Genomic DNA, 12,645 nt, shown 5'->3' on the forward strand with positions numbered 1-12,645 from the left:
ACTACCCGCTGACGGTCAAAATCGCATCGCGTGTAACGAGAAAATCGACGCGATCGTCGACGAGGGCCGTGGCGGCTTCCTCGGGCGTATTGATGATCGGTTGTTCGTGGACGTTGAAGCTGGTGTTGATCAGAACCGGCGTGCCGGTCTGGTGCTTGAAAGCATCGAGAATGTCGAAATAGAGCGGATTGGGATCGCGCGTGATGATCTGCGGCCGTGCCGTATTGTCGACATGCACGACGGCTGGAATGCGTTCCGCCCATTGTCCCTTGACGTTGCAGGTGATCGTCATGAAGCGACAGGCATAAGCGTTGGTTGACGTGACATCGAAGACATCGGCGGCATCGCTTTCTGGCACGACCGGCGCGAAAGGCATGAACTCGGTGCGATCGAGCCGTTTGTTGATCGAATCGTTGATGTCGCGGCGATGGGGAGACGCCATGATCGAACGGGCGCCCAGAGCGCGCGGGCCATATTCCATCGGCCCGAGAAAGGTCGCGCCGACCTGGCCATCGGCAAGCAGCCGGGCCGTTGTCGCTGCCAGCGATCCTTCAACGACGTGAATGCGCTTGTCATGCTTGAGAATGCGAGCTGTCGCATTCGCATCGAAATCGCGACCGGTGTAGATGCCGTCGAGACGGTGTCGTTGCCGCAGCCACGTGGGCATTCCGTCCCGTCGCAGGAGAAAGTCGAGCGCGCCACCGATGGTGAGGCCTTCGTCGCCCATGGGCGGTACGATGAAGACTTCCTCGGCGCCGGTTTCCTCGGCAAGACGCTGGTTGAGTTTGACGTTGGCGAACAGGCCGCCAGCCAGGCCGATATGGGAAACCCTCTCCCGTTCCAGGATCCGTGTCACCGATTCAAGTATCACGGCCTCCGTCGCCACTTGGATGGAGGCGGCGCAGACTTCCCGCGGTTGATCGGCGCAAGCTTTGAAATAATAGGCCCGCTGCTCATCGGCGCTGCTGAACGCGCTGGAAATGATGCCGCGCTTGTCGACGGAGAACGGCTTCCGGAAAGCTTCCGCGAGCGCAGGTTCGCCAAAGGCGGCGAGGCCCGTGATCTTGCCTTCATGATGCAGCGGTTTGAAACCGAGCGCCTCGGTGACGTACATATAGGCGCGCGCGATGCTGTCGTTGCGGTAGGGGGTGAGCAACCAACGGTCGTCGCCAAACTGGCAGTCGATCTGCTCGTAGCGAAAGATGCGCTGGCTATAGTTGACGTTGTCGCCATAGCCGTCGGCTGTGTAGAGCAGCGCATTGTCCCAATCGGTATGGAACAGAGCTGGCAAAGCATGGGCTTCGTGATGATTGGCGAAGTGGATCGTGGTCCCGCGCGGGAGGCCAAAATGACGGCGCAGCGCCGCAACATTGACGACCCGGCTCGCATCCATGCTAACGGCGCGGCGCATGCGGTTAGCAAGATCGGTTGTCTTGCTCGATTTGCCTTGTAGCTTTTCGGCGATGGAGCGGAGCAACGGCTGGCGCAACATGCCGCGCGTGACGAGCATGCGGCTGAAAACGGCGACGTCGATGGCTGAGCGCTTGAGGCCCGCGATGGCAAGCACTTCATCGACGCAGATCGAGGGATCGCCGCCATCTTTCTTGATGCGGGTCAGACGTTCCTTCTGCACCGCAGCGAGAAGCGTATAATCGTCGAACAAGGCCGCGCTTGAATCGTGCACGCCCCAGTGAACGCTTAGGATAACCGCCATATCTCCTCACAGGCTGATGCCTGAAGCGGGGGCCTTGGCGGCCGTCCAAACATTCGGGCAGGAATGGTCAAAATCACAACGCACGGAAGCGCGGATTCGATCCCTGTGCCCGTAAAGTTAGGAAATAATACGATTTTTTGAAGACAAATGCGGCGCAGCTTGGCCGCAAAGTTAATGCCGGCGCCAAGTCAACGCCAAGTCAACGCCAAGTCAATGCCAGATCAGGCGTGGTCAGTGCTTGAGCCCGGTCGGCGGCTCGATGTCTTTGGTGGCGCGTCCAAGCTGCGAGCGCTCGAACAAAAGAATGGCCGGAATCGACAAGACCAGTGGAATGATCAGATAGAACAGGCGCCAGACCAACAAGGCGGCGAACACCGAGGTTGCGGGAATTTGCGGCATGATGGCGAGGAACACCGCTTCCATCACGCCGACGCCGCCGGGCACTTGCGAGAGCAGTCCGGCCGAGAACGACAGCAGGAATGCACCCAGCACGATGGCGAAGCCGGGGTTTCCGTCGGCAGGCAGAGCGAAATAGATGATGCCGGCAGCGCCCGCGAGTTCAAGCGGAGCAGCGAGATATTGGCGCGCCACCACGGGCATGCGTGGATAGACCAGTTTGAAGCCGCCGATCTGCAGCGGTTTGAAGTGCAGCCAGGCGCCGATCGTATAGAGCGCGCAAAGAACCAGCAGGGAGACGCCGATTACGCGTGCCGGCGTTTCGCCAAGATCGAATCTCGACGACAAGCTGGTGAGCGGCTTGAGGATCTGCGGTTCCCACAGCAGCACCCAACCAAGCAGAATGATGGTGCCGAAGGCGAATGTGAACGAACACAGAGCCACCAGAATGGCGACTTCCGCGCCGGTCAGTCCCTTGGCCGTGTAGGCGCGAAAGCGCACCATGCCGCCGGAAAACACCGATGCGCCGATATTGTGGGAGAGGGCATAGGTGACGAAGGAACACACCGACACATAGAGCCAGGAAATTCCCTTCTGCCGATCAAGATGGATCAAGGCGATGCGGTCGTACCAAGCCAGTGCTGCATAGGCGACGAGCGTTGAGAGGCCGGCGAAGAGATAACTGTGCGCTGGAATAGCTGAGAGTTTGCCGCCGATCGTCGTGGCGATGATGACAAGATCGTTGAAAAAGCCGCCCGTCTTGAGCATGGCCTTTACAGAGGGATCGACGGCGACCTCCGCGAGGAGCTTCACGTACAATAGTTTAAGCGACCAGACGACCGCCACCAGACCGATGACGGGCCAAAAAAATTTCGTCAGTTGTTTCACATTCGCTCTCGTGCGGCAGTCCTGGCGCCCTTGTTCGGCACGGCCGAGGCCGCTCCGAAGTCATGCGATCCGTGCATGACTTCATGACCGATGCAAGACATTCCTCGCGTAATTCGCGGAAAATGCGCGATAAAAATGCGTCATGGCCCAAACCGCGTGGATCTGGGCCATGCCGGATATCAAAAAGCGGAGAAATCAGGCGCCAGCAGGGCGGAGCATCATGGCATCCGGGCGCGGAACGTCGACGAGGCGCTCGCCACTTTTGTCGCGGCCTTCGAGATTTTGGACCTTGGCCAGTTCTTCAATGGCCACTTCCAGCTGAACCTTGGCTTCTTCGAGCTGGGCGCGCAGTTCGTTGGCGGAATTGCTGATGTTGTCGCGGCGGCCACGAGCGGCGCGGGCATAGGTGGAATAGGCGAAGTGGCTCGGGTCGGAATTGCCGGAGCGCTGTTCCTCGGTCGCGATCTCGCGGTCGAGTTCGGCCTGCATGCGCGAGAATTCCGCGATCATGGCCTCGATCTGGCCGACGCGACGACGCTTTTCGTCCGCCTGAAATCTCTTGAGTCGAATGAGGGTATCCCGCGATTTCATTACCCGAACTCCAAACGCTGAACGCTATGCCGGCGATCCCCCCAGGGTTTTCACCGGCTGTTTACTTTTGACCGCGAGACAGATTCACCATGCCACAGCATCGTAACCGGTTCGTTACCGTGAGGCGGATTTGGGGACGGATTTTGTGGGGTGAAGGACGTGGATTTTGACAGGCGATTCGCGCGATTTGCGCGCGGCGCGGTCTTGCCTGTCTGCGCCGGCCGGCAGGAGGCCGAGCAGGGGCTCAGAGGCCATTCGTTACCAGGATGAGTCCTCAGAATCCCTTATAGGGCTTTGTTCATCCAAAACTTTAATTCGAATTCACATGCGAACTCACTGATTCTGAAAGATTTGCACGATGAATCGTTTTCTATGTATGAATGAGCCAGGCGAAAAACACGCTTTGTTAACCAATCGTCGTTAACACTATCAAGCCGGTAGAACACGGGATTGCTCCGTTGGCGATTTGTCTGCGGCCGCGACGCTCCAGTTGGGTGGTCGAAGTTGCGGGACAAAGTGGGGACACGACATGCGCGTATTACTGATCGAAGACGACAGCGCGACGGCTCAAAGCATCGAACTGATGCTGAAGTCCGAGAATTTCAACGTTTACACCACCGATCTCGGCGAAGAAGGGATCGATCTGGGTAAACTGTATGACTATGACATCATCCTTCTCGATCTGAACTTGCCGGACATGTCCGGCTATGAAGTTTTGCGGACCTTGCGCGTCGCAAAAGTGAAGACGCCGATCCTGATCCTGTCGGGTCTGGCTGGCATCGAGGATAAGGTGAAGGGTCTCGGCTTTGGCGCCGACGATTATTTGACCAAGCCATTTCACAAGGACGAGCTGGTGGCGCGTATCCACGCCATCGTGCGCCGTTCCAAGGGACATGCACAGTCGGTCATCACGACCGGCGATCTGGTCGTTAATCTCGACCAGAAGACGGTGGAGGTCAGCAGCAACCGCGTGCACCTCACCGGCAAGGAATATCAGATGTTGGAGTTGCTCTCCCTGCGCAAGGGAACGACTCTCACCAAGGAAATGTTCCTCAACCACCTTTATGGCGGCATGGACGAGCCGGAGCTGAAGATTATCGACGTCTTCATCTGCAAGCTGCGCAAGAAGCTTGCGAATGCCAGCGAAGGCCGCAATTACATCGAAACCGTCTGGGGCCGCGGCTATGTGCTGCGCGAGCCCAGCGACGTGGACGAGCGCATCACGGCTTGATCGAAAGCCCGATCGAAAAATAAAAGCCCCGGTTTACCGGGGCTTTTATTTTGCCTTACGCGATGGCGAGGTGATTGCGTTGGGCTTCCGACACAGGCGCGCGCAGCTGAAGCAATGCCGGGCTTTCCGCCATGGGTGCGAAAGGGCTGTCGCCGGGCGTGAATTCCGTCGCGCCGAGCATCAGAATGCCATCCGGCTCCAACGAGCGGGCAAGGCGAGCGAGAACAGCCTTGCGGGTAGCCTGGTCGAAATACATCAGGACATTGCGGCAGAAGATCACGTCGAACGTGCCCAGCCGGGTGAAATCGTTGATCAGATTGATCTGCTGGAACTGCACGCGCGCGCGGAGATGTTCGGCAATCCGCCATTTGTCCCGATCGGGTTGAAAATGGCGCAGCAGCGAGGCGATCGGCAGGCCGCGCTGCATTTCGAACTGGTTGTAGAGACCATCGCGCGCGATCTCCAGCGCCGACGCGGAAATATCGGAAGCGACGATTTCGACGCTCCAGCCCGTCAAGGAGTGGGCCGCTTCTTCGACCATCATGGCGAGGGAATAAGGCTCCTGGCCCGTGGCGCAGGCGGCCGACCAGATGCGAAGGCGGCGCTCCTGCTTACGTTCCAAGAGCCGGGGCAGGATGACCTGCTGAAACAGTTCAAACGGTTTGCGATCGCGAAAGAAGAAGGTCTCGTTGGTCATCATCGCATCGACGACGGCGGCTGAAAGCTGCGGGTCGCGCTGCTGCAGGTGACGATCGATCAGATCTTCGACCTGAGCGATGCCAAACCGCGCCGCCACGGGGGACAGGCGTTGTTCGATGGCCTGCCGTTGATCGCGTTCCAACGCGAGACCGGTGGACGTCTGCAGAAAGGCGCGGAGCTGTTCAATCCGGTCGTTCATGTGGCACGTCCAGGTTCAGGGGCGTGGAACAATGATGCGATCTTGGGACCCATGACGGTGATGGGCAGGACCATGGAGGCGTAGCCGTGTTCGATGACGGCGCCGGGCATGCCCCAGGCGGCGCTCGAACTTTCATCCTGGGCGATGACGGTACCGCCGGCCGCGGCAACAGCGGCGGATCCGGCGAGACCGTCTTGGCCTGTTCCGGTTAGCACCAAGGCGAGCAGGCCATGGCCGTAGGTCGCGGCGGCCGAGCGGAAGAGAACGTCGGCGGCAGGGCGACAAAAATTTTCGCTGTCGCCGTCATCAAGCCGCATGAGCGCGCGGCTGGGGCGTCCGCTGAGCCGTAAGTGGCGGCCGGAGGGGGCGACATAGATATGGCCCGGCAGAGGCGGCAAGCCGTCCGTTGCCGGGCTGGTCGGTCGGCCACTGATGCGCTCGATATAGGCGGCGACCATGGCGGAAAAATCCGCCGGCATGTGCAGGACCAGAAAAATCGGAACCGGAATGTCGCAGCCGGTGAGGGATTGGAACAGGGTCGCCAAGGCTTCCGGGCCACCGGCGGAGGCGCCGATGGCGATCGCCTTCGGCCGTGCCATGGCGGACGGCTTCGCGGATGTGGCTCTGGTGGCGCTCGCGGTCATGCCGGTCTTAACCTGCGTGTCGTCAAGCGAGGCCGATTTCTTCGAACTTAGATTGGACGATGCGGGTGTCGAAGGGCTTCATGATGTATTCGTCGGCGCCGGCATGGATGGCGCGGGCGATATTGGCGACATCGTTCTCGGTCGTGCAGAAGACGACTTTCGGATGCGCGCCTTCCGGGTGGCTGCGCAATTTTTGCAGGAAGGTCATGCCGTCCATCACAGGCATGTTCCAGTCGAGCAGGATGCCATCGGGCATTCTTGCCATGCACATGGCCAAGGCCTTTTCGCCATCATCGGCTTCCGAGGTTTCGAAATGAAGCCCTTCCAGGATGCGCTTGGCGATTTTGCGGATGACGGTGGAATCATCGACGATCAGGATGTGCTTCATGATAGTTCTCCGTCCTCTCAGCCATTAGGCGGCTTGCGCCGTCCCGTTGGCCAAAATCGTTTTCGATATGTCGAGCACCGGCAACAGGTGCGCGTTCCAGTGGTAGATCGATAGCGTCAGTTGCGCGCGCGCGTCGGCGATATGCGTGGGCGGCGGCAAGCGATCCGTCTCGCGCAGTTCGACAACATCTTGGACCGCGTCGACGATCAAAGCGAAATCTTCGTCGTCGTATTTCAGGCAGACGGCGAAGGGCTCGCTCTGGGTGTCGGGCGGCAGGCCGAGCCGCAGGCGCAAGCTGATCGTCGTCAAAATCTTGCCGCGCAGGTTGATCAGTCCAAGGATATGAGGCGGCGCCAAAGGGATCGGCGTGATGTCGGTCACGCGGAACACGGTGCGCACATGTTCGATCGGCAGGCCGAAGGTTTCGTCATTGATTGTGACGGTAAAGACGAGCGATGAGGCGGTGGCGCGCAGACGCTGGGATTGTGCGGCGGAAATCGGTGCGCCGGTGCGGCGTTCGAGCTCTGGGCGGTTCATGCGGCCGCTCCTTTGAAGGCGCTTCTTTCGATGGACGAATTGCCGAAAGTTTCCGCCTCCAGGGCGGTGCTTAGCCTGCCGATCAAGCCTGCACGATCGAACTTGCCGACCACGTCGGTCATGCCGGCGTTTTTCGCGGCGGCGGCGATGGTGGGGCCGGCATAAGCGTCGATGGCGATGATCGGGCGCGTGCCGAAAATCTCATTGGCGCGCAGAGTTTGCGCCAGCTTGTAACCGTTCATATCGGGCATATCGATATCGGTGATCACGGCATCGAAATCGATGCCGCGTTCGACCAGGCGGATCGCCTCGGTGCCGGTGCCGACGGCGGTGACGTCATAGCCAGCAGCGGAAATGACTGGCGCCAGCAGGTCGCGGAAGAACTGCTTGTCGTCGACAAGGAGCACGCTGAACTTGCGGGCATGGCCGCGCCGGAAGGCATCGGGCAAGGCAATCTGCATGTAATGGGCGAGATCGATGATCTCCGTGGTCTGCCCGGCGAGGGTCGTCGAGCCGAGCAGCGTGGGAACGGAGCTGGGAATGTCGATGTTCATCGGTTCATCGATGATGTCGATGATCTCGGATACGGCGAGCCCCATGGGTTCGCCAGCGACCCCGATGATCAGAACCGGCCATTGCGGCTGGGTGGAGAAGTCGGCTTCCCAGCAGGCGGCCAGGGGAATGATGGTGGTGCCGCGCTTGAGGATATACGTGCCGCCGGATCTTTCGATGTCGGAGGTGGCGACATTCTCGATGCGGGAGATCTGCGAGAGCGGGACGGCCTTACGCGGGCCGGGGCCGGCGCGGAAGACGATCATCCGCATCGGTTCCTTATGATACTCGCCGTCGTCTTTTTCTTCCGGCCGGAAACTGGTCGAGGTGGTAAGACCGAGCGTTGCGGCGAGACTGGCGATGTCGAGAATCAGGATTACCGAGCCATCGCCCAGAATCGTATTGCCGGCGAAACCGGAGATGTCGGCCAGGGAGGCGCCGAGCGGCTTGACGACGATTTCCTGAATGTCGGTGATCGTGTCGACCGTGGCCGCGAAAGTCGCCGTGCCCGAGCGCAGGACGATGACAAGCTGCTCGCGATCGATTGGTGTCGGCGGCGCCGAAGGGTTGAAGTGACGCGCCAGATCGATGACGGGCAGGACCTTGTCGCGCAGATGCAGGACAAGCGCGTTCTGCGTCATATCGAGGTAGTTGACGCCGCCAGGCTGGCAGGCGACCGCTTCAAGAACCGCGTGCTGAGGCACGGCAAAGCGGTGAACGTGCGAGGTGACGATGAGCGCCGGGGCGATAGCGAGCGTGAGCGGCAGGTTCAGCTTGAAGACGCAGCCGACGCCCGGTTGGCTGGACAGGCTGATGCGTCCGCCAATCGACTCCACGGTCTGTCGCACGATGTCCATGCCGAGGCCACGACCGGAAACCTGGGTGACGTGGCTGGCGGTGGAAAAGCCGGGGGCGAAGATGAAATCGGTCAGCTCGTCCTTGGACAGGCCGGCGAGGTCCGCCGCGCTGGCCAGGCCTAAGGCCTGGGCCTTGGCGCGGATCTTTTCGCTGTCGAGGCCACGGCCGTCATCGGCGACCTCGATGGTGATATGGCTCGCCTCATGACTGGCCGAGACGCGGATGCGTCCCGTAGCCGGCTTGCCGATCGCCAGCCGCTCCGCCGCGGGTTCGATGCCGTGGTCGGCGCAATTGCGAATGATATGCACGAGCGGCGTGCGCAGCAGTTCGACCAATTGCCGGTCGAAATCGGTGTCGGAGCCTTCGACGATGAGGTCGATCTTCTTGCCGAGTTCGTGACCGAGGTCGCGCACCAGGCGCGGCAGGCTCGAGAACAGCCGATCGATCGGCTGCATGCGCACCTGCATCACGCCGTCCTGTAGATCGGTCGTGATCGCCGACAGGCGCTGCATCGGCAGGGCCAGTTCGCCGGCGCTGGCGTGGCGGGTGATCTCGGCGAGCTGATTGCGCGTCAGCACCAGTTCCGACACCAGGCGCATCAGCCGTTCGACGGCGCCTACCGCAATCCGGATGCTGGCGTTTTCGCGGTTTGATGGCGTGTGCGACGCAGCCGGTGTTGCGGCGACCGGTGGCTTTTCGGCGACAGGCTCCTCGGCCTTCGCTGGCATTGCCAAGAGATCGTTGGCCAAGAGATCGTTGGCCAAGAGATCGTCGGTGGGAGCGGGAAGGTCGGCGGCGGCCAGGCCTTCCAGGGTCGCGATGAGATCGCTGTCGTCCTCGACCGGTTCCTTGCCAGTCTTCTCCAGGCCATCGAGGATCGACTGGATGCGGTCCACCGTGGAGAGGATCAGGGAAACGGCGGCAGGGGTCGCGACGCGCTCGTCGCGGATGCGCGAAATCAGGGTTTCCGCCGCATGGGTGAGGCGTGCGAGACGCGTCAGGTCGAGGAAGCCGCAGGTGCCTTTGATGGTGTGGATGAGGCGATAAATGCTGGTGATGCTGTCGAAGTTCGTCGGCTCGCGCTCGAACGCGACAAGCTGCGAGGCCGCGGCTTCGATCTGCTCGTTGGCTTCGACGATAAATTCGCTGAGCAGTTCATCCATTACGCACGCCTGTCCCGCCGCTACTCCGCGCGGCGCTAGAACAGTGCACACAATGGGTTAAGGGCTGGTTGCCCTCGGGGTTAAAGACTGGTCCGGGTTTAAGGTTTGCCCGGATCAGGCGGCGGCGGCCAGGGCCGCCGGGCGGGCGCTGATGGCGACCTTTTCAGGCGTCACGGTGACGTTGACCTGCATGTCGCAGGCGCGCGCAACAAGGCCGGTGTAATAGGCCTGGATGCCGTGGGCATCGATATTGCCCGTCTCGGGCTCGCCGGCGATCAGGGTCGGAACGCCGCTGGCCAGACGCAGATTGGGGCCGGAGGCTTCGAGCGACACGTCGGTGGTGTCGTTCTCGCCGCTGATGACGACGCGCAGCAGGCCGCCGCGAGGCACGCAGGCGGAGGCGATCAGGCAAAGATTGAGAATCAGCTTGACCTTGTTCTTCGGCATCAGCTGGCGGGTGCCAATCCATTCGAATTTCAGCCGGTCGTCGGCCAAAAGGTTGCGCGCCACCTGTTCGGCATCGCCGGTATCGATGGAGGCGCCGGCCGATCCGGCGGCGCCGAAGGCGAGGCGGCAGAATTGCAGTTTGGCGGAAGCGGTGTGGGCGCTCTTGCGGATCAGTTCGTTGGCGAACTTCCGCATTTCCGCGTCTTTTTCCTCTTCGAGAACTTCCAGGCCGTTGATGATGGCACCAACCGGGCTGATGACGTCATGGCAGACCTTGGAGCAGAGCAAGGCGGCCAGATCGAGAGCGTCGAGCGAAAAGGTCGGCATGTGAAAATCCCAATGGCTGCGATGCGACAAGTTACCAGCGGCGGCCGGGCGCAGACTGGCAAAATGACGGAAATCTGGTGAACAAATCCCTAACGTGGTTAGCGAATCATCACTCTTTCGTAGCGATAAGGAATAATCTCGACCGCCGCTGATGGCCAGACCCCACATAGTGGGGAGATCTGCTTTTGTGACGCGGCCTTCGATCAGGTTTTATACGAGGGATCGCGCCGGTCGAGCATGCGCTTCAAAGCCGGCCATTCGATCGCCCCCTGGGCGCGGACGTTGCCCTTGGCATCACGCGTCGGCGAGACGGCGAGCTGCTGGTTGGAACGCGCGATGATATCTTGCGGCGGAATATTCAACTCTGAATTGCAGGCCATCGCCAGCAGCTGCGTGCGGCAAGCGCGCTCCAGCCGATAGATGTTGCTGAAGGCCTGGGCGATGCTCTTGCCTGTGGCCAGCAGTCCGTGGTTGCGCAAAATCATCACCTCGCTGTCGCCGAGATTGGCGACGAGGCGACCGCGCTCGTCGAGATCGACCACCACGCCTTCAAAGTCGTGATAGGCGATCTTGCCCCAGCGCATGGCTGTTTGCGTCAGCGGTAGGAGCCCGCTCTTGAGCGTCGAAACCGCCATGCCGGCATCGGTGTGCGTGTGAACGATGCAAACCACATCCGGGCAGGCGCCGTGGATGGCGCTGTGAATGACATAGCCCGGCAGATTGATCGAATAATCCGGGTTGGAATTGGCGATGATCTGGCCGTCGAGATCGATCTTGATCAGCGATGAAGCGGTAATCTCCTCATACATCATGCCGAAGGGGTTGATGAGGAAATGCTCCTCCTTGCCTGGCACCCGGGCGGAGATGTGATTGAGGTGCAGGTCGCACATGCCGAAATGATCGACGAGGCGATAGCAGGCGGCGAGATCGACGCGGGTCTGCCACTCGGCTTCATTGATGTGCGCCGGGCGCGCCGAGCGGCTTTCGATGCGTGGATCGGTGTTCATAATCGCTTGTCCCTATTGCTGGGCAATATTGGCATCGGCGATCACTTTGCGCCAGCGGGCAAGGTCGGTGTCATAGATCGCCTGCAGGGCTTCGGGCGGGCCGGGACGTGGATTGATGCCGATGCCGACGAACATTTTGCTGACATCGGGGGCATTCAGCGCCTCGTTGATGGCGGCGTTGAGGCGCGCGATGATGGCTTTCGGCGTCTTCTTCTGCACGACGACGCCGTTCCACGAGATCAGCGTATAGCCAGGAATACCAGCCTCCGCGACGGTGGGAACATCGGGCATGAATGAGACCCGTTTGTCCGATGAGACGGCCAGGGCGCGCAGGCTGCCCGACTGGATTTGACCGACCACGCCCGGCACGGTTTCGAAGGCCACCTGGATCTGGTCCGACAGCACATTGGTGGTGACGTCGCCGGTGGTGCGGAACGGCACGATCTGCATTTTGACGCCGGCCATGGAGGAGAACAGCAGGGCAGCGAGATTCTGCGCGCTGCCTGTGCTGATCGTGCCCATGTTGAAGCCAGCAGGATTGGCCTTGGCGCGCTGCAGCAGGTCGGACACCTTTTGCAGCGGGCTGTCCTTGGCGGTGACGATGACGAAGTCGAACACGCTGATCGTCGCCACCGCGGCGAAGTCGGTATTCCAATCGAAGGGCACCGATTTGAACAGCGATGGGGAGATGGCGTTCTGGCCGCTGACGAGCAGAAGCGTATGACCATCCGCATCGCCACGGGCGACGGACGCTGCCGCCTGCATGCCGCCGGCGCTGGGCATGTTCTCGATCACCACTGGCTTGCCGAGCGAAACACTCATTTTCTGTGCGACGGCGCGGGCGGCGATGTCGCCCAGGCCGCCGGGGCCGAAGCCGACAACGAATTTAAGCGGACGTGAGGGAAAATCCTCCGCCATCGCTGATGTGGACGCACAGGCAACCACGGCGGCGACCAGCGCCGCCGCCTTCATTCCAACCGCTTTACTGGTCATATGTTCCGCCC

General features: G+C 60.9%; 12 protein-coding genes. 1 reads left to right on the top strand and 11 read right to left on the bottom strand.

Features of this window, described 5'->3' with window-relative positions:
• Nucleotide 1: 1 nt before the first annotated feature.
• From BLW50_RS00220 to BLW50_RS00230, 3 genes are all read right to left on the bottom strand, one after another.
• A complete protein-coding gene (locus tag BLW50_RS00220; protein WP_090696105.1) occupies nt 2-1,714 on the bottom strand; it encodes a carbamoyltransferase C-terminal domain-containing protein in 1,713 nt (570 codons plus the stop codon).
• A gap of 231 nt (nt 1,715-1,945) precedes the next feature.
• Complete coding sequence (locus BLW50_RS00225) at nt 1,946-2,998, bottom strand: lysylphosphatidylglycerol synthase transmembrane domain-containing protein (RefSeq protein WP_090696106.1); 1,053 nt, start codon at nt 2,996-2,998, stop codon at nt 1,946-1,948.
• Between the two features lie 195 nt (nt 2,999-3,193).
• Complete coding sequence (locus BLW50_RS00230) at nt 3,194-3,589, bottom strand: flagellar export protein FliJ (RefSeq protein WP_090696107.1); 396 nt, start codon at nt 3,587-3,589, stop codon at nt 3,194-3,196.
• Nucleotides 3,590-4,118: 529 nt separating this feature from the next.
• Here BLW50_RS00230 and BLW50_RS00235 point away from each other — a divergent pair.
• Nucleotides 4,119-4,820, top strand: a complete 702-nt coding sequence (locus BLW50_RS00235) for a response regulator transcription factor CtrA (protein WP_090696108.1) — start codon at nt 4,119-4,121, stop codon at nt 4,818-4,820.
• Between the two features lie 55 nt (nt 4,821-4,875).
• Here BLW50_RS00235 and BLW50_RS00240 read toward each other — a convergent pair whose 3' ends face one another.
• The 8 genes from BLW50_RS00240 to BLW50_RS00275 form a co-directional block, all read right to left on the bottom strand.
• Nucleotides 4,876-5,718 carry a CheR family methyltransferase gene (locus tag BLW50_RS00240; RefSeq protein ID WP_090696109.1) on the bottom strand — a complete coding sequence of 281 codons (843 nt, stop codon included), beginning with the start codon at nt 5,716-5,718 and terminating at the stop codon, nt 4,876-4,878.
• The gene (locus BLW50_RS00245; RefSeq protein WP_090696110.1) at nt 5,715-6,362 is read right to left on the bottom strand and encodes a CheB methylesterase domain-containing protein; all 648 of its coding nucleotides are present in this window, start codon (nt 6,360-6,362) and stop codon (nt 5,715-5,717) included. The genes BLW50_RS00240 and BLW50_RS00245 overlap by 4 nt, the downstream gene beginning before the upstream one ends.
• A 22-nt stretch (nt 6,363-6,384) precedes the next feature.
• Nucleotides 6,385-6,750 (bottom strand): response regulator, encoded by a 366-nt coding sequence (locus tag BLW50_RS00250; RefSeq protein ID WP_090696111.1) that lies wholly within the window; start codon nt 6,748-6,750, stop codon nt 6,385-6,387.
• A gap of 24 nt (nt 6,751-6,774) precedes the next feature.
• A complete protein-coding gene (locus BLW50_RS00255) occupies nt 6,775-7,287 on the bottom strand; it encodes a chemotaxis protein CheW (RefSeq protein WP_090696112.1) in 513 nt (170 codons plus the stop codon).
• A complete protein-coding gene (locus tag BLW50_RS00260) occupies nt 7,284-9,860 on the bottom strand; it encodes a hybrid sensor histidine kinase/response regulator (protein WP_090696113.1) in 2,577 nt (858 codons plus the stop codon). The genes BLW50_RS00255 and BLW50_RS00260 overlap by 4 nt, the downstream gene beginning before the upstream one ends.
• A 114-nt stretch (nt 9,861-9,974) precedes the next feature.
• Nucleotides 9,975-10,634 carry a histidine phosphotransferase ChpT gene (locus BLW50_RS00265; protein ID WP_090696114.1) on the bottom strand — a complete coding sequence of 220 codons (660 nt, stop codon included), beginning with the start codon at nt 10,632-10,634 and terminating at the stop codon, nt 9,975-9,977.
• Between the two features lie 203 nt (nt 10,635-10,837).
• Nucleotides 10,838-11,641, bottom strand: a complete 804-nt coding sequence (locus BLW50_RS00270; RefSeq protein WP_090696115.1) for a class II aldolase/adducin family protein — start codon at nt 11,639-11,641, stop codon at nt 10,838-10,840.
• Nucleotides 11,642-11,653: 12 nt separating this feature from the next.
• A complete protein-coding gene (locus BLW50_RS00275; protein WP_090696116.1) occupies nt 11,654-12,634 on the bottom strand; it encodes a Bug family tripartite tricarboxylate transporter substrate binding protein in 981 nt (326 codons plus the stop codon).
• Between the last annotated feature and the right edge of the window lie 11 nt (nt 12,635-12,645).

The organism is Beijerinckia sp. 28-YEA-48, assembly GCF_900104955.1.
Classification (GTDB): Bacteria; Pseudomonadota; Alphaproteobacteria; order Rhizobiales; family Beijerinckiaceae; genus Terripilifer.